Source organism: Chryseobacterium sp. GW821-FHT04C04 (genome assembly GCF_059420365.1).
The window spans coordinates 399314-416663 of record NZ_JBWKTO010000002.1 but is presented as its reverse complement, the minus strand read 5'-3'; the positions used below and the strand labels follow the sequence as shown (position 1 = coordinate 416663).

Below are 17350 nucleotides of genomic sequence, written 5' to 3'. Positions count from 1 at the left end.
TGCTTCAGATTTTATCAAGCAAAAATCGTCTTAATTCTTCAAAATCTGAATTTATTTCTACAGTTTTTTTCTCCTTTTTCATCAGTTCATTCAATGATTCCGGAATTTTAATCTGGGCATTAATTGCTTTTTCTACTGCATCGGGGAATTTCACAGGATGAGCAGTCCCCAGAATAAACCCTTTTTGGTCAGGGTTTTCTTGCAGATACTCTTCCATTGCAGCAAATGCAACGGCACTGTGAGGCTCCAGAATATATCCGTATTGCTTGTAGACTTCTGTGATGGTTTTCATTGTTTTGTGATCATCAATGGAGTAGGTTGATATTTTATTTTTCAACACTTCAAACTGATGACCGAAAAGCTCCAGAATCCTTACGAAATTGCTTGGATTGCCCACATCCATAGCATTGGATAGAGTATGAACTGCTTTTTGTGGCTGATAATTTTCGGTTTTAAAATAATCAGGAACTACGTGGTTGGCATTACAGGCTGCGATAAAATGGCAGGCCGGCAAACCTCTGAAATGAGTTAGAAGTCCGGCACAGATATTTCCAAAATTTCCACTTGGGACACAGATTACAGGCTGTTCTTTATGATGCATGATCCATTGTTTTAATGCGATCAAATAATAAATCTGTTGAGGAAGCCATCTCGCAACATTAATAGAATTGGCAGAAGTGAGAAACAATTGACTATTGATTTCTTCATCCGAAAAAGCCTGTTTTACAAGATTCTGACAGTCATCAAAACTGCCGTTTACTTCCAGCGCAGAAATATTTTCTCCTAATGCGGTCAGTTGTTTTTCCTGAACCGGGCTTACCCTGTTTTTGGGATACAGAATAACTACATTGATCTGTGGCGTTTTATAAAATCCATGGGCGACAGCACCTCCCGTATCTCCGGAAGTTGCTACAAGAACAGTGACCTTTTTTTGCTGATCTTTCAGAAAATAGGCGAGACAGCGGCTCATGAATCTCGCTCCAATATCTTTAAAAGCTAGGGTAGGGCCATGAAACAGCTCCAGGATAGATATCTGCTCACTGATCTTTACCAGCGGAATTTCAAAACTAACGGTTTCTGCAACAATTTCTTTTAATATTTCTGAAGGAATTTCGTCTCCCACAAAATCTTTCATGCATTTGTACGCAATTTCTTCATTAGAATACTGATGGAGATTTTGAATAAATTCATCGTCAAACTGAGGAATGTTTTCAGGGAAAAATAATCCTTTCTCTTTTCCCTGACCTTTTATGGTTGCTTCTCTGAAATCAACTTTTTCCAGAGAATCTTTTAAATTATAATATTTCATTTCTGTTATTTTGAGGTTAAGCTTCTCCAACGATTTGAATGCCTTTCGGATTTATTTTTGAAACATAGACAAGGCTTTCTATTTCAATCTCATCATAGACTGATTTCATCATTTGGGAGATTTTTTCTGCAGTTTCGTTTTGTTCGGACAACATAAAAATAGATGGTCCTGAACCGGATATTCCGCCTCCCAAAGCCCCCAATTGCAGACTTTTTTCTTTAATTTCGTCGAATTTCGGAATCAGAATACTTCGGATAGGCTCAATGATGACATCGTGGAGACTTCTGCCAATCAACGGAAAATCATTTTTCTGAATTCCTGCCACCAACCCTGCAATATTTCCCCATTGCTCAACAGCACTTTTCAATGTGATATTTTTCTTTAAAATCTGTCTTGCATCCGAAGTTTTCACTTCCACCTGCGGGTGTACAGCGGTTACAAATAAATCAGGACTATTTAGCGGAATAATATCAATTGGATTCGTTGATTTTACCAATGTAATTCCCCCATAGATACAAGGTGCTATATTATCGGCATGGCGTACTCCTGAAGCCAGTTCTTCACCAAACATGGCAAAATGAATCATTTCATCCTTTGATAACTTATTTCCTAATAATATATTGGCTCCAATGGCGGCTCCTGCGGCACTTGCCGCACTGGAGCCGAGCCCGCTTCCTGGTTTTATATGTTTATGGATAATGACTTCAAAACCGTTTTTCAGATTAAAATATTCCTGAATTTTTAATAAGACAATACCGGCAACATTCCTTGAAGGTTCTTCAGGAAGTCCAAAAGAGTCAGTATGTTTTATAATAATTTCCGGAGTTTCCAATAATCTGAATTCCATCTCATCGTATGGCTCATGAACTGCCATTCCTAAAATATCAAAGCCGCAGACCAGATTGGCAACAGTAGCGGGTACTTTTAATTTTACTTTTTTCATAATTGTATTTTTAAATAGAACGAATAATATCTGCAAAAACTCCACTTGCTGTTACGTCAGCCCCGGCTCCGGCTCCTTTTACCACCAAAGGCTGTTCGGAATATCTGAGCGTTTTAAAAATGACGATATTGTCCTTGCCATAAAGATGAAACAGATCACTACCCGGAGCGATATGCTGTAAACCTACTTTTGCTTTTCCATCTTCAAACTCTGCGACATATTTTAATATTTTGCCTTCATTTTTAGCATGATTCAATAAGTTTTTAAAATGATCTTCATATACTGTAAGCTTTTCATAAAAGTCGGCAACGCTTCCCTGCATACATTCTTCTGGCAGAAAACCTATATTTTCAATCTCTTCAAACTGAAGCGGATATCCGGCTTCTCTTGCAAGGATTAAAATTTTTCTTGCTACATCAGTTCCCGAAAGATCAAGTCTTGGATCCGGTTCTGTATATCCTTCTTTCTGAGCCTGAGCTACTACTTCAGAGAATGTTCTGCTGCCATCATACTCATTAAAGACAAAATTCAATGTTCCACTTAGAACAGCCTGGATAGATTGGATTTTATCTCCGCTTTTGATAAGATCGTTGATGGTTCCTATTACCGGAAGTCCGGCTCCTACATTAGTTTCAAAATAAAAATTGCAATTGTGGTTCCTTGCTGCATTTTTTAAAGATTTATATTTTTTTATATCTGAAGAGGCTGCAATTTTATTACAAGCCACGATATTAACACTTCTTTTTAACAGGTTTTCATAGATTTCCGGTAGGTCAGAACTTGCAGTCACATCAACGAAAACTGAGTTTCTGAGATTTCTTCGTATTATTTCCTCAGCAAATTTCGTTGGAGAGGCTTTTTCGCCCTGTTCATTCCATGTAAGGTATTTTTCATAAGATATTCCATTATCCGAAAATAGCATATGACGGCTGTTGGAAATCCCTGCAATTCTCAGATTGATCAAAAAGTTTTCTTTTAAAAAAGTATTCTGGTCATAAATCTGCTGGATCAGTTTTGATCCTACATTTCCAGTTCCGCAGATATAGACATGGATTTGTTTAATTTCAGACTCAAAAAACTCTTCATGAAGGACATTCACTGCTTTTTTGCTGTCTTTCTGAGAAATGACAATACTGATATTTCTCTCTGAAGATCCCTGTGCAATTGCTCTTATATTGATTCCGTTATTCCCCAGACATCCAAACATTTTTGCACTTACACCACTTTTGCTTTTCATACTTTCTCCTACCAGCGCTACAATGGAAAGGCTGGTTTCAATTTTTACAGGATATACTCTTTTCAGATTAATATCATCAGCAAAGGAAGAATTAATTGCATTTTCAGCGCGTAATACTTCTTTTTCATCAATAGCAATGGTGATAGAGTGTTCTGAAGATCCTTGTGTAATGAGGATCACATTAATTTTTTCATGACTTAAACACTGAAAAAGTTTGGCCGAAATCCCCGGAATTCCTACCATTCCGCTGCCTTCCAATGTGAGTAGAGCAATACTGTTCATATTGGAAATACCTACCGCAATCTGTTTTTCATGATCGGATGATTTCAGCAAGGGAGAAATTAAAGTTCCTGGAGCGTCAGGATCAAAAGTGTTTTTGATGATCAGGTCTATATTCTTAATCATAACAGGCTGAATGGAAGGGGGGTAAAGTACCTTTGCCCCGAAATGAGAAAGTTCCATCGCTTCATGATAAGTTATTTCCGCAATAGGTTTAGCATTGGAAGCAAGACGTGGATCAGCGGTCATCATTCCGCTTACATCTGTCCAGATCTGAAGTTCTTCTGCATCAATAGACGCTGCTATAATGGAAGCAGAATAATCGGAACCGCCTCTTCCTAATGTTGTTGCATTATTTTTTTCGTCGCGGGCTATGAAACCCGGTCCTACGATGATACGATTCTGATTTTCATTCAGAAACTTGACAATATTACTTTCTGTGCATTCAAAATTTACTTTTGCATTGGTAAAATTGCTGTCTGTTTTGATCAGGTCTGCAGCGTTCATCCAAACACAATCTAATCCCTTGTGCTGAAGCCTTGCTGCTATAATTTTTGAAGATAGAAATTCTCCATAGGAGGCAACTTTATCTTTGATTCTGTCCGTAAGTTCACCAAGAACAAAAATTCCATTGTAAAGATCTTCGATATCGTTGAAATGCTTTTTAACAAAGCTTAGCCAAGAACTTTGTTCTGCAATTGAGAACAGTTCTTTAACCAGGTTAATATGTTTTTCTTCAAGATTCTGAACAATCTGTAGGTAACTTTCATCTTTAATGGAAGCATTTTCTGCTGCTTTGATCAGCTGGTCGGTAACACCATGAAGGGCTGATACGATTACAACAACCTTGCTTTTTGAAGATTCACTTTTTATGATATTTTCTACCAGTAATATATTCTGAGAATGGGCGACTGATGTTCCGCCGAATTTTAAAATTTTCATCAATTATTTTTTTGAAGTTGGGTAAAAGGAAATGTTGTCTCTTTAAAAAAAAAGAGTACAGGTACCGGAAATAATATGTGAAAATTTACCCCGTTATGGGGTAGTTGTTGTAGTTGTGAATGTAGAAACAGAAAATCCGCCTGAAATAGGTAATTTCAGGGCAGAAATATCAGATATGTTTCTTAATAAACTCATTGTTACAGAACAAATGTACAAATTATTTTGGAACAGCCAATTTATTAACATCATAAAATATATTTCCTTTTTTAGAGATATATTTGTTGTAATTGATTAAAAATGTTACATTTATAATCTAAACCAATAACTAAATAAGCATGAAAAATTTAAAGAAAATCAATCGAAATGATTTAAAATTTGTCAGAGGTGGAATAGGTTCTTGTAATGCAAACTGTCCTGCCGGACCTTACGGACCAGGTGAGTCTAGATCATGTGATGATTATAATGCATTACCCGAATGTTGTAAAGGAAGAGTGCTGGTGAGCTTTGAATGCTTCGGTCCTTATTAATTTTTAATGACAAAATGTGTGTTGTTCTTTTATTACCAAATACTAAAATTATTACAATATGAAAACAATCAAAAAATTATCAAGAGAGGATAAAAAAAGTATCAAGGGTGGCTTCACTGATATTCAGATTGAAGCATGTGGAGGAGAACAATTTGTATGTTTCCGCGGAGGAGGAAAATGGGGATGCTGGCTGAAACCGGGAGGAACCTGTTATGCACCAATGCTGTAAGGATTGTCTGCTTGTACTATCCAATGGAAAAAATCAAAACTTAATTTAAAAATTTAACGACCATGAGAAATTCAAAAAAACTAAACAGAGAAAGCTTAAGAGTTATTATTGGAGGCGGAGGAGATACCTGCGCTGTAGATCTCGATTGCGGACCAAGAGGTTGTGCAGTATGTACGGATTTTAGAGGACGTAAAGTTTGTCTTTATCTTTTTCCTTATGATCCATCCATTCCGGATAGCTGTCCAGTTCTTGAAGGTTAGAAAGATACTAAAGAGTATCAATTTTTTGTAAAAAATATCAAAATCAGAATTTAATTAAAATTACTATGAAAAATTTAAAGAAATTAAACAGAAAAGAACTTGAAAAATTACATGGAGCAGCAGGTCCGTCAAGATGTGCAGGGTGCCCGCAGCATGCTACATTTGGAGATGGCCCGGGATTTCAATATTCGTGTGCAGCTTATCAGGGACTGCCTGACTATTGTAAGATGTGTGTCTTAGTAAGTATAGAATGTGTTGATGGAGGAGTTTCTTAAAAAATAATTTAGATTTTTATGAAAAACTTAAAAAAATTGAACAGAAGGAATTTAGAACAAGTGAAAGGCGCTGGCGTTTCTCGTTGTGATGGCTGTCCTACCCATCTTGTTTTTGGGCCGGGTTCATCCAGTGATCCTTCGTGTGAGGCCTATTGGCATCTGTCAGAAAACTGCAGAATGTGTGTGATGGTAAGTGTAGATTGCTTTGTTGCGATTACTGCTGACTAAAATAAAAAAGCACTGTGAAAACAGTGCTTTTCAATTATTTTATGCTTTTTGAAAGATCAAGCATAGCCTCAATCGGTTTCAATGCTTTTAATCTTAATTCTTCTTCGATAAGAATTTCCGGAAGCTCATATTTCATACATAAATACAATTTTTCCATTGTATTACGTTTCATATAGAAACATTCCGAACAGTTACAGCTTTCATCAAAAACCAAGGCAGGGATCAATTCCTTGTGAGGAGCACGTTTTCTCATTTCGTGCAGAATTCCTTCTTCTGTGGCGATGATAAACTTCTGACAGTCATCTTTTTCTACATAATCTAATAACGCAGATGTGGAACCAATAAAGTGAGCAAGTTTCAATACGGCTTCTTCACTTTCAGGATGAGCAATCATTTTTGAATCCGGATTGTCAGCCAGCTGTTGAGCAATTCTTTCCATTGAAAAAGCTTCGTGTACAATACAGCTTCCATCCCAAAGAATCATATCACGTCCCGTTTTCTTAGATAAATATCTTCCCAGGTTTTTATCCGGTGCGAAAATAATAGGTCTGTCTTTCGGAAGTGCTTCAATCACTGTTTCAGCATTTGAACTTGTTACGATAATATCACTTTCTGCTTTAGTTTCTGCATTACAGTTGATGTAAGTGGCAATTAAAGCGTTCGGGTGCTGTTCGCGCATTTTTCTTAATCCTTCTCCGGAACAACCGTCTGCAAGAGAGCATCCGGCCATGGTATCAGGAAGAACTACTTTTTTAGTTGGGTTCAAAATTTTTGCAGCTTCCGCCATGAAGTGTACTCCACAGAATACAATCATGTCAGCGTTCGTTTCTTTTGCCTGCCTTGCCAGCTGTAAAGAATCACCCAGGAAATCAGCAATATCCTGAATCTCCCCCGGTTGGTAATAATGGGCAAGAATGACAGCATTTTTTTCCTCTTTAAGTTTAAGAATGGCTTTTACCAGTTCTTCTCCCTGAGGGATGGCAATATCTTTTATATCCAAAAATCCTCTGACAGGAATTGCAGATTTAGCTTTTTCTAATGTTTCGGTACTCATATCAACCTCAATTTTTTATTATCAGAAGTTAGAGGTTAGAAAGTAGAAGTTAGAGTTTGAGGGTAGTATTTTACTCCCATCCTCCTGCTTCTATCTTCCAGCCATTAATTACTGATAAAACTTTTTATTAAACTTTCTATTTCTTCTTTAGCTGCATCAAGATCTTCATTAATCACGATCTTGTCAAATTCGCTGGCGTAGGTCATTTCTTCTTCTGCCTTTGCCACACGGGTTTTGATGGTTTCTGCATCATCTGTGTTTCTTGAAATCAATCTTCGTTCCAACTCTTCAATGGAAGGCGGTTCTATAAAAATAGACAGCGCTTTTTCTCCAAAATATTTTTTTAAAGAAATTCCTCCTTTTACATCTACATCAAAAATAACAACTTTTCCCTGATTCCAGATTTTTTCTACTTCAGATTTTAAAGTACCATAATATTTATCAGTATATACTTCTTCATATTCTACAAAAGCCTCTTCAGAAATTTTCTGTCTGAACTCTTCGGGTGTCAGAAAATGATAATCTACTGTGTGAACTTCACTTCCTCTGGGCTGCCTTGTGGTACATGAGATCGAAAATTCAAGTTCAGAAAATGTTTCCAGAGAATGCTTTACCAATGTAGTTTTTCCGCTCCCTGATGGTGCTGAAAATATAATTACTTTATCCATTTTTTACAATTTCGGGTTCCGGGGTTGGTGTTCGGGGTTCCATTTTTTTAAAATGATAACCCTACCTCTCATACCTCGTACCTACAATACGTTTAATGTTTGTTCTTTAATTTTTTCCAGGTCATCCTTCATCATTACGACCAGCTTCTGGATTTCCGAATGATTGGCTTTAGAACCTAAGGTATTGATCTCCCTTCCGATTTCCTGAGAAATAAAGCCTAGCTTTTTCCCATTGAAAGATTCATTATCCATTACTTCTTTATAATATTTTAAGTGCTGGGTAAGTCTTACCTTTTCTTCAGAGATATCAAGCTTTTCAGTGAAATAGGCCATTTCCTGGTAAAAACGTGTTTCATCAACATTTTCAAACTCTTTTAAAGATTTCTGATAACGTTCTTTCACACTGACAATTCTTTCTTCTTCAAAAGGAATTACTGCTCCAAGATATTTATCAATATTCTGAATATTCCTGTTTAATTCTTCGTGTAATATGCTGCCTTCAGTCCTTCTGAATTCTTCGAATTTGTCTACGGCATTGTTGACAATTTTTGCCAAAGATTCCCATTCGCCTTCCGTCAATTCATCAGGTCTTGATGTGATGGCATCAGGAAGTCTTACCGCCATTTTAAGATATTCGAAATTGGGTCCGTCTGAAGCAATGTTTTTAAGTTCGTTGATGTAAGAGTCAATTAAGCTTTTGTTAATTTTTACATCATTAGACTCTTCAAGATTCTCAATATTGACATAGCAGTCTACTTTTCCACGGATAATTCTATCATTAAGAATTTTTCTGATTTCAAATTCTTTTTCTTTATAACGTAAAGGAATTTTGATATTTAAATCAAAGCTCTTGCTGTTCAGTGATTTAATATCTATTGTAATTTTTTTTCCTTCAAAAACATCTTCGGCTCTACCGAATCCGGTCATTGATAAAATCATAGTTTTTTATTGTTCTACAAAGATAAACATTTAAGTCTATACTATAATACCATGAAAATTCAACATAGACTATCTGATTATTCAATGTTGAATTTATTTTGAACCATGAAGATTTTAATGAAGACGTTAAGAATATTAAGATGAGCTTTGCTTTTAGCATAATGCTTAAGAAAAATCTATTGGATTTTTTTCTTAATTAAACTTAACAACTTAAATATTCTTAATGGTTCAAAATAACAGCAGCTTTCTTTTGCATAATAAAAATTCAAATAAACTCATTTTCGTAAATTAGCGCTGTGAAAAAGAAAAATTTGATTTCTGTAGTAGGACCCACCGGAATTGGTAAAACAAGATTGGCTATTGATTTGGCTCAGCATTTCAATACGGAAATTATTTCCTGTGATTCCCGCCAGTTTTTTAAGGAAATGAAAATAGGAACGGCTGCACCTTCTGAAGAGGAATTGGCTGGAGCACCTCATCATTTTATCGGAAATCTTTCAGTCGAAGAATATTATTCTATTGGTCAATACGAAGAAGACGCCCTTCAAACACTGAATGAACTTTTTAAAACTCATGACACCGTTATTCTTGTCGGCGGAAGTATGATGTATGAAAAAGCTGTGATAGAAGGGTTGCATGATCTGCCGGAAGCCAATACTGAAAATCAGGAGAAGCTTCAATCCATTATGGAGCAGGAGGGTATTGAAAAACTTCAGGAAATTTTGCAAGAACTCGATCCCGAATATTTTAATGTAGTAGATATTCACAATCACCGAAGGCTTTTGCGTGCAATAGATATCATCTGGCAAACGGATAAAAAATATTCTGAACATATTGCTGTTTCCCAAAATGGCAGAGATTTTAATGTAATCAGAATCGGAATAGAAGCTCCAAGGGAAGAACTGTATGACAGAATCAACCGAAGAGTGGATATTATGATGGAAAATGGACTGCTTGATGAGGTGAAGGGACTTGAACAATTTAAAAGTCTGACGGCTTTGAATACGGTAGGATATGCTGAATTGTTTAAATATTTTGATGGAGAATGGGATCTCGATTTCGCGGTTTCAGAAATTAAGAAAAACAGCCGCAGATATGCAAAACGTCAGTTGACGTGGTATAGAAAGGCAGATGATATTCATTATTTACAGTTGGGATATTCTGAAAATGATTTCGAAGACTTGCTTCAATGGATTGCGGAGCAATTTCAGAAATAAATTAAGCGTCCGTTTGTCATTCTGACGAAGGAAGAATCTTATCAATTGTTCTAAGATTCTTCACTCCACTTTGTTCCATTCAGAATGACAATGCAGTCTTATAGCATAAAAAATGCGGTCCTAAAAAGAACCGCACTTCAACAAATATAATTTAATTTACTACTTCCAACCGCCGCCTAGCGCTCTGTATAGATCTACAATGCTGCTTAATCTCTGTCTTTTAATGGAAGCAAGATTCAACTCTGCCTGTAGGGAATTCCCCTGTGCTGTAATCACTTCCAGGTAATTGGCTGAACCTCCTTTGTAAAGAAGCTGTGCACTTTTAATTCCATCTTTCAATGTAGTCGTTTGTTCTGTTGCTTTTTGTTCCTGAACTTTTAAATTTTCATTGGAAACCAAAGCATCAGAAATTTCTCCTACCGCATTCAATACTGATTGACGGAAAGCCAGAACATTTTTCTCTCTCTGAATTTTGGCTACTGCAAGATCCGTTTTCAATTGTCTTTTCTGAAAAATAGGCTGAGTAATTCCTCCTAAAACTGATCCGAACAATGAGGCCGGAATCTGAAACCAGTTATCAATTTTGAATGAATTTACCCCACCGTTAGCCGTGATCTTCAATGCGGGGTACATATTGGCCTGCGCGACTCCTACCATAGCATTGGATTCTAATAAAACCAACTCCTGCTGGCGTACATCCGGTCTACGGCTTACCATAGCTGCCGGAAGCCCTGCAGTAATATTTTGAGGTAATGAAGTATCGGACATTTCAATTGTTCTGTTTACTTTATTGGGAAGTTCTCCTACCAAAATGCTCAATGCATTTTCCTGAATGGCGATATTCTGTTCAAGTTGAGCAATCAGAAGTTCAGTTGCCTGTTTCTGTGCAGCTGCCTGCTGAACCCCTAAAGAAGTGTTGTCACCACTTTCCCACATTTTTTGTGTAATCATTAGGGTATTGCTACTCAATTCAAGATTGGATTTTGCAATAGCCAATTGTCTGTCAAGCATCAACAGGTTGTAATATCCCTGTGCAATAGCGGCTACCACCTGAGTCTGAACAGCTTTTGAACCTTCATAGGTTTGAAGATACTGCATTCTTGAAACTTCCTGCTGGTTTTTGATTTTCCCCCAAATGTCAGCTTCCCATGAAAGGTTGAAGGCTGCATTGTAATCTTCAACATGGCTTTGTCCTAAAAATAAATTTAAGCTTTGTCCATTCATGCTGTTTTTCGAAGGTTTTGAAATCTGTCCGCTCACCCCGAAACCAACGTCCGGATATTGCATATATTTTGCCTGTTTCAGTTTTTCCTGTGAAGCAGCTACCTGCTTTAGGGCAATCTGAAGGTCATAATTATTTTTAATTCCTTTTTCAATCAATCCCTGTAAAATAGGATCGCTGAAAAACTGTTTCCACTCCAGATTGGCTATACTGGCGGTGTCTGCAGTTGCGGTGTACTGGAACTTTTCCGGAAGAGGAAGCTCGGGTTCTGTGTATGCCAGTTTGGACACACACGAAACAGAGCCTATAGCCAGCGCAAATGTTAGAATAATATTTTTTACTCTTTTCATAGTTTTTAAACTTTTAATTGAATACAAAACTTAGAGAGGTTTCTGTTGATGCAAAAAATTGTCTTTAGTAGGAGAAAATAGTTAGCTTTTTTAAACCATTAAGAACAGATAAGAGACTCGTTAATCTTTTGTAGTCTTAAAATTTTCTCTAAGTTTTTGTCATTCATTTTTTTATTAGTGGCTAGCAGCTAAAAGTTCTTCCTCCATTTGTTTTTTCAGAAGTCTTTTCTTTTTTCTGCTTGGCATTTTTTCATGCAGATACTGGAACACGACATACATTACCGGAATAATGAAAATCCCGAATATTACTCCTGTAAGCATTCCTCCTACGGTACTATAGCCGATAGAGTGGTTACCTTTTGAAGAAGCACCCTGTGTCCATACCAATGGAAGCATTCCCACGATGAAAGCAAAAGAGGTCATTAAGATCGGTCTCAAACGTAATCTTGATGCCTGAAGTGCAGATTCTATCAAGGTTTTACCTGCTTTTCTTCTCTGTACGGCAAACTCTACAATCAGAATGGCATTTTTAGCCAATAACCCGACCAGCATGATCAATCCTACCTGTACGTAAATGTTGTTATCTATTCCTGCTAATCCTGTGAAGGCGAATACTCCGAAAATCCCTGTAGGAATGGTAAGAATAACGGCAAACGGAAGAATATAACTTTCATATTGTGCGGCTAATAAGAAGTAAACAAATAAGATACTTAGGAAGAAGATAAATGAAGTTTGTCCACTTGTCTTAATCTCTTCACGGGTAATCCCTGTCCACTCATATCCATACCCTCTTGGTAATGATTGTTGAGCAACTTCTTCTACAGCTTTGATGGCGTCACCGGTACTGTATCCAGGTTTTGGAGTTCCGTTGATGGTTACTGCATTGAAGAGGTTATTTCTTGTTACCGTTTCAGGACCGAAAGATCTTTTTAATGTTACGAGTGTTTTTGCAGGAACCATTTCTCCTGATTTATTTTTCACATAAATTCCTTCCAGTGAATTGACATCCGTACGGTAAGGAATATCTGCCTGGGCCATTACTCTGTAATATTTCCCGAATCTGTTAAAATCTGATACAAAGCTACTTCCGAAATAAATCTGCATCGTCTGCATCAGCTCTGTTACAGAAACACCCAGCTGGTTGGCTTTATCAGTATCCACATCAATGGTGTACTGAGGGTTTCCTGCTGCATAAGTGGTAAAGGCGAAAGCAATTTCAGGTCTTTTCATCAATTCTCCAATGAACTGTTGAGTGGTTGTTCCCAATTGTTCAAAAGAGCCATTCGTCTTATCCTGAAGCATGAATTCAAATCCGGAAACGTTACCGAAACCTTGTACAGTAGGGAAGTTGAAGAAGAATGCATTGGCATCTTTTACCTGGCTAACCTTTCCTGTAAGCATTGCTGCAATCTGGTCAGGATCTTTCATCTCACCACGCTTGTCATAATCTTTAAGCTTAATGAAACCTGCGGAATATGGAGAAGCGTTGGCATTACTGATGAAGTTCATCCCATCCGCTACCCAAAGGTGGTTGGTTGCTTTTTCACCATTGATAATCTTATCAATTTGTGCTGTAGCTCTGTGTGTTCTTTCCAATGAACTTCCCGGAGGAGTATTCACTGCATACAATACGAATCCCTGGTCTTCAGTAGGAATAAATCCTGACGGTGCCTTTTTGATCAGAAATACACTGGCTGCTGTAATGACAACAAGGCCTCCTATAGCCACCCATTTATTTTTAATTAAAAATTTAAGGCTATAGATATATTTTCTGGTCATGCTGTTGAAGCTGGCATTGAAAGCATTGAAAAATCTTGCTCCAAAACCTTTTTTATGACCGTGCTCACCATGTTCTCCCTGAGGATCATTTAAGAACATGGCACATAATGCAGGGCTCAATGTCAATGCATTTACTGCTGAGATTAAAATTGCAATGGCCAATGTAAATGCAAACTGTCTGTAGAATACCCCTGCAGGTCCCTGCATGAAACCAACCGGAATAAACACGGCACACATTACCAATGTAATGGAAATAATAGCTCCTGAAATTTCACTCATTGAATTCATGGTAGCTTGCTCTACTGGCATTCCTGTCTGTTCCATTTTAGAATGGACGGCTTCCACCACTACAATGGCATCATCCACTACAATACCAATGGCGAGCACCAATGCAAATAGGGTAAGCATGTTGATACTGAAACCAAATAACTGCAGGAAGAAGAATGTTCCGATAATCGCTACCGGTACGGCAATAGCCGGGATCAATGTAGATCTGAAATCCTGAAGGAAGATATATACTACAATAAATACCAATATGAAAGCAATAACAAGTGTTTCTACAACCTGATGGATAGAAGCATCCAGGAAGTCTTTAGAATTATACATGATAATGGGCTTTACTCCTTTTGGTAAGGTCGTTTCCATTACCTTCACCTGATTTTCAATTTCAGTCAGGATTTCATTGGCATTGGAACCCGCAGTCTGTAAGATCGCAAATCCGGCAACCGGTTTTCCGTCTACTCTGTTGGTTGCAGTATAGGTATAAGACCCAAACTCTACTCGTGCTACATCTTTTAATCGTAAGAAAGAACCATCACTGTTCGCTTTGATAGCGATATTTTCATAGTCTTCATTCTTATTCAGTTTTCCTTTGTATTTAAGGATATATTCGTAAGTTTCCTTACTTCCTTGTCCAAGGCGGCCAGGAGCTGCTTCAAGGTTGTGATCTTTAATGGCTCCCAGAACTTCCTGAGGAGAAAGATTGTTAGAAGCCAAACGGTCCGGTTTCAGCCAGATTCTCATGGAGTAATCCCTTGTTCCGAATACCTGAGCCTGAGCCACTCCGGGGATACGCTGTATCTGTGGAATAACATTGATCTTCAGATAATTTTGAAGGAATAATTCATCATATTGTTTTTCATTTTCACTGGTCAATCCCATGAACATGATCATACTGTTCTGAACCTTTTGGGTCGAAATCCCGGCTTGTACCACTTCCTGAGGCAGCTGGCTCATAGCTTTTGATACACGGTTCTGTACGTTTACAGCAGCATTATCCGCATCGGCTCCCTGCTTGAAGTACACACTAAGTGTCATGGTACCGTCATTACTGGAGTTGGAAGTCATATAGGTCATATTCTCAACCCCGTTCACGGCTTCTTCAATAGGTGTGGCCACAGAACGTGCTACCACCTCAGCATTAGCTCCAGGATAGAAAGCCGTTACCTGAACACTCGGTGGAGCGATATCCGGAAAGAGGGCAATCGGTAAATTAAAGAGAGACAAGGCTCCCAATAATAAGAGTATTATGGAGATGACCGTTGAAAGGACCGGTCTTTCTATAAATTGTTTTAACATAAGAAGTTTATTTTTTTAAGTCTTCTGTATTCGGAATGGACTATAATGGTTTCGCTTTTAATAAGCTGTCAGAAGAAATATTTTTAGGCCTGATGGATGCGCCATCTTTTAAGCTTCCAATTCCTGTGAATACTATTTTTTCTCCAGGTGTAAGCCCTTCAGAAATAAAATAATAGCTATCCGTTTTTCCTGATATTTTGATCGGTCTTCCGGTTACCTTCTGATCTTTGCCCATTACATATACATACGTTTTATCCTGAATTTCGAAAGTGGATTCCTGTGGGATCACTACGGCATTCGAGATCAGTTGTGGCATGCGTACTCTTCCTGTATTTCCTGTTCTTAAAGCTCCGTTTGTATTAGGGAAAATAGCACGTACACTAATGGCTCCGGTAGTTTTGTCAAACTGTCCGTCTACAATACTCAATCTTCCTTTTTCAGGATATGTACTATTATCTGCAATGACAAGATCTACCATTGGCATATTTTTCAGTTTCTCTTCAAGACTTGCTCCCGGGTATTTATTTTGGAAAGCAATAAAGTCCAGTTCACTTAAAGAGAAATACGCATAAATTTCACTGATATCAGATAATAATGTCAACGGATTTACATCTGTTCTTGAGATAAGACTTCCCTTTTTGTAAGGGATTCTTCCGATATAACCGCTTACAGGAGCTGTAATGGTTGTAAATCCTACATTGATTCTGGCGCTTCCTACAGAGGCTTTGGCTTGTGAGGCAGCGGCAACAGCGGCTTCATAATTGGCTTTCGCTGTTTTAAGCTGTACATCAGAAACTACTTTTGCAGCAACCAGTGGCTGAAGTCTGTCTACTTCTACTCTTGCTTTTTGGATATTGGCATTGGCAACCTGAAGATTAGCCTGAGCCATATTCATTTGCTCGCCGTAGCTTCTTGAATCTATTTTAAATAACGGTTGTCCTGCTCTTACGTAAGATCCTTCTTCTACATAGATTCTATCCAGATATCCGTCTACCTGAGATCTGATTTCTACGTTGTTTTTCCCTTCCAAAGCGGTTGGGAATTCCTGATATGTAGTAGCGGGTGATGTAATAACGGTATAAACCGGAAGTTCTGGAGCTGGAGGTGCGGCATTGGTTCCTTCTGCGGCTTTGGTGCAGCTCTGTAAAAGAATTATACTTGCAATAAGTACAATAAACCTTGTTTTTCCAGGTAATTTCATTGTTGGTTTAATTTTTTAATGAAGTGTTAGAGGTAAGTAATGTGTTTTGATAAATGCTGTATTTTTTCCTAACAGTGTTAATAATTAGTTCAAAAAAAATTACAGAATTTTTAATGTGCAATTGGGTCGATAGTTTCCATAATTGAAAATTTTTAATGTTGATTTATATATGATAAGAATGAGGTGTATTCGTGTTAATTTTACTAACAGTGTTAATTGGTATGATAAAAATGCTTATCTTTAATTATCGAAATTGTAAGATTTTACATAAATTATTTTAGTTTTTAATTAGACTTAATTAAATGTTTTAATTAATTCAGTGTTAAGTTTCCTAACGGTGTTAATTCTTAATTCAAAAAAAATTTATAATGACTTAATGAAAGCCGAAACAGTTTCGTCCAAAGACGTTTTGTTCATCGTTGAAGGGATATCAGCAGTACGCATCATCATAATTGAGATCATCCCGTGAACGGCAGAAAACAGAGCATGAGACATATGGCAGGCATTGTCGGGATTTGATCCGTTTTTCATAATAATCTCATGAGTACATTCATAGATAAGCTCCTGGAATGATGAGAATTCTTTTTTCATTTGGCCTTTTCCGCAGCATTGCATACCAAGACCAAACATAAGCTGGTAATATTCCTTATTTTTAAAAGCAAAGCTCCAGTAAGCATCCACAATAGCAACAAGCTGCTCTTCCGGAGTACTGTGCTTCTGCTGAGCTTTTAATAATTCTATATGCAACTTATGAAAGCCATCTAAAGAAATTTCAAATAAAATGGCTTCTTTATTTTCAAAATAGTCATATACTACGGGAGCACTATACTCAATAGCATCTGCTATCTTACGCATAGAAAGCGAACCCCAGCCTTCAGTTTTAGCCAAAGTAAAAGCAGCCTGCAAAATATTTGCACGGATAGATTCTTTTTCTCTTTGACGACGTTCATGTAGGCCCATTATATTCTTTACTAACAGCGTTAGCAAAACTACAAACTTTTTAACATAACTTCCAAAGGATATTATGAATTTAACTTTGAAGAAAGTATATATAAGGTGTAAATCAATTAGCTGTAATTAATAGAAAGAGTCTAAGGAAGCTACTTCTGGATA

General features: G+C 37.3%; 16 protein-coding genes. 6 read left to right on the top strand and 10 right to left on the bottom strand.

What is annotated here, in order from left to right; genetic code table 11:
- Positions 1-4: 4 nt before the first annotated feature.
- From thrC to thrA, 3 genes are read right to left on the bottom strand one after another with little or no spacing between them, the layout of a single operon-like run.
- Positions 5-1309 (bottom strand): threonine synthase, encoded by a 1305-nt coding sequence (thrC, locus tag AC07UM_RS08050; protein WP_494681991.1) that lies wholly within the window; start codon positions 1307-1309, stop codon positions 5-7.
- A gap of 16 nt (positions 1310-1325) precedes the next feature.
- Positions 1326-2252 (bottom strand): homoserine kinase, encoded by a 927-nt coding sequence (locus AC07UM_RS08045; protein WP_494681990.1) that lies wholly within the window; start codon positions 2250-2252, stop codon positions 1326-1328.
- A gap of 10 nt (positions 2253-2262) precedes the next feature.
- Positions 2263-4710 carry a bifunctional aspartate kinase/homoserine dehydrogenase I gene (gene thrA / locus AC07UM_RS08040; RefSeq protein WP_494681989.1) on the bottom strand — a complete coding sequence of 816 codons (2448 nt, stop codon included), beginning with the start codon at positions 4708-4710 and terminating at the stop codon, positions 2263-2265.
- A 335-nt stretch (positions 4711-5045) separates the two neighbouring features.
- On the opposite strand from thrA, the gene AC07UM_RS08035 reads away from it, so the two are divergent.
- From AC07UM_RS08035 to AC07UM_RS08015, 5 genes are all read left to right on the top strand, one after another.
- Positions 5046-5237: a bacteriocin-like protein gene (locus tag AC07UM_RS08035; protein WP_494681988.1), complete on the top strand. Its 192-nt coding sequence runs from the start codon at positions 5046-5048 to the stop codon at positions 5235-5237.
- Positions 5238-5295: 58 nt separating this feature from the next.
- Positions 5296-5466 (top strand): bacteriocin-like protein, encoded by a 171-nt coding sequence (locus AC07UM_RS08030; protein ID WP_185147209.1) that lies wholly within the window; start codon positions 5296-5298, stop codon positions 5464-5466.
- A gap of 62 nt (positions 5467-5528) precedes the next feature.
- A complete protein-coding gene (locus tag AC07UM_RS08025; protein WP_494681987.1) occupies positions 5529-5726 on the top strand; it encodes a hypothetical protein in 198 nt (65 codons plus the stop codon).
- 65 nt (positions 5727-5791) lie between these two features.
- Entirely contained in the window at positions 5792-6001 is a 210-nt protein-coding gene (locus AC07UM_RS08020; RefSeq protein WP_494681986.1) for a bacteriocin-like protein, read from the top strand.
- A gap of 18 nt (positions 6002-6019) precedes the next feature.
- A complete protein-coding gene (locus AC07UM_RS08015) occupies positions 6020-6229 on the top strand; it encodes a bacteriocin-like protein (protein WP_410494261.1) in 210 nt (69 codons plus the stop codon).
- A 34-nt stretch (positions 6230-6263) separates the two neighbouring features.
- Here AC07UM_RS08015 and nadA read toward each other — a convergent pair whose 3' ends face one another.
- The 3 genes from nadA to AC07UM_RS08000 all read right to left on the bottom strand — a co-directional run bounded on the left by nadA (position 6264) and on the right by AC07UM_RS08000 (position 8890).
- Positions 6264-7283: a quinolinate synthase NadA gene (gene nadA / locus AC07UM_RS08010; RefSeq protein ID WP_103233140.1), complete on the bottom strand. Its 1020-nt coding sequence runs from the start codon at positions 7281-7283 to the stop codon at positions 6264-6266.
- Between the two features lie 104 nt (positions 7284-7387).
- Positions 7388-7951, bottom strand: a complete 564-nt coding sequence (gene gmk, locus AC07UM_RS08005; protein WP_494681985.1) for a guanylate kinase — start codon at positions 7949-7951, stop codon at positions 7388-7390.
- An 81-nt stretch (positions 7952-8032) separates the two neighbouring features.
- Positions 8033-8890, bottom strand: coding sequence for a YicC family protein (locus AC07UM_RS08000; protein ID WP_124535108.1), 858 nt, complete (start codon positions 8888-8890; stop codon positions 8033-8035).
- A 296-nt stretch (positions 8891-9186) separates the two neighbouring features.
- Here AC07UM_RS08000 and miaA point away from each other — a divergent pair, with 296 nt between their 5' ends.
- Complete coding sequence (miaA, locus tag AC07UM_RS07995; protein WP_494681984.1) at positions 9187-10107, top strand: tRNA (adenosine(37)-N6)-dimethylallyltransferase MiaA; 921 nt, start codon at positions 9187-9189, stop codon at positions 10105-10107.
- A gap of 159 nt (positions 10108-10266) precedes the next feature.
- On the opposite strand, the gene AC07UM_RS07990 is transcribed toward miaA, so the two are convergent.
- From AC07UM_RS07990 to AC07UM_RS07975, 4 genes are all read right to left on the bottom strand, one after another.
- Entirely contained in the window at positions 10267-11679 is a 1413-nt protein-coding gene (locus AC07UM_RS07990) for an efflux transporter outer membrane subunit (RefSeq protein ID WP_494681983.1), read from the bottom strand.
- Between the two features lie 174 nt (positions 11680-11853).
- Positions 11854-15036: an efflux RND transporter permease subunit gene (locus AC07UM_RS07985; RefSeq protein ID WP_494681982.1), complete on the bottom strand. Its 3183-nt coding sequence runs from the start codon at positions 15034-15036 to the stop codon at positions 11854-11856.
- A gap of 40 nt (positions 15037-15076) precedes the next feature.
- Positions 15077-16237: an efflux RND transporter periplasmic adaptor subunit gene (locus tag AC07UM_RS07980; protein ID WP_494681981.1), complete on the bottom strand. Its 1161-nt coding sequence runs from the start codon at positions 16235-16237 to the stop codon at positions 15077-15079.
- Positions 16238-16600: 363 nt separating this feature from the next.
- Complete coding sequence (locus AC07UM_RS07975; RefSeq protein WP_103235497.1) at positions 16601-17197, bottom strand: TetR/AcrR family transcriptional regulator; 597 nt, start codon at positions 17195-17197, stop codon at positions 16601-16603.
- Positions 17198-17350 lie beyond the last annotated feature (153 nt).

Bases quoted from the DNA above. Each gene is read 5' to 3' on its own strand.
- AC07UM_RS08045 (WP_494681990.1), bottom strand. From the start codon at position 2,252: ATGAAAAAAGTAAAATTAAAAGTACCCGCTACTGTTGCCAATCTGGTC.
- nadA (WP_103233140.1), bottom strand. From the start codon at position 7,283: ATGAGTACCGAAACATTAGAAAAAGCTAAATCTGCAATTCCTGTCAGA.
- thrA (WP_494681989.1), bottom strand. From the start codon at position 4,710: ATGAAAATTTTAAAATTCGGCGGAACATCAGTCGCCCATTCTCAGAAT.
- AC07UM_RS08020 (WP_494681986.1), top strand. From the start codon at position 5,792: ATGAAAAATTTAAAGAAATTAAACAGAAAAGAACTTGAAAAATTACAT.
- AC07UM_RS07985 (WP_494681982.1), bottom strand. From the start codon at position 15,036: ATGTTAAAACAATTTATAGAAAGACCGGTCCTTTCAACGGTCATCTCC.
- AC07UM_RS08030 (WP_185147209.1), top strand. From the start codon at position 5,296: ATGAAAACAATCAAAAAATTATCAAGAGAGGATAAAAAAAGTATCAAG.
- AC07UM_RS08035 (WP_494681988.1), top strand. From the start codon at position 5,046: ATGAAAAATTTAAAGAAAATCAATCGAAATGATTTAAAATTTGTCAGA.
- AC07UM_RS08015 (WP_410494261.1), top strand. From the start codon at position 6,020: ATGAAAAACTTAAAAAAATTGAACAGAAGGAATTTAGAACAAGTGAAA.
- AC07UM_RS08000 (WP_124535108.1), bottom strand. From the start codon at position 8,890: ATGATTTTATCAATGACCGGATTCGGTAGAGCCGAAGATGTTTTTGAA.
- thrC (WP_494681991.1), bottom strand. From the start codon at position 1,309: ATGAAATATTATAATTTAAAAGATTCTCTGGAAAAAGTTGATTTCAGA.
- AC07UM_RS07980 (WP_494681981.1), bottom strand. From the start codon at position 16,237: ATGAAATTACCTGGAAAAACAAGGTTTATTGTACTTATTGCAAGTATA.
- AC07UM_RS07975 (WP_103235497.1), bottom strand. From the start codon at position 17,197: ATGGGCCTACATGAACGTCGTCAAAGAGAAAAAGAATCTATCCGTGCA.
- AC07UM_RS08025 (WP_494681987.1), top strand. From the start codon at position 5,529: ATGAGAAATTCAAAAAAACTAAACAGAGAAAGCTTAAGAGTTATTATT.
- gmk (WP_494681985.1), bottom strand. From the start codon at position 7,951: ATGGATAAAGTAATTATATTTTCAGCACCATCAGGGAGCGGAAAAACT.
- AC07UM_RS07990 (WP_494681983.1), bottom strand. From the start codon at position 11,679: ATGAAAAGAGTAAAAAATATTATTCTAACATTTGCGCTGGCTATAGGC.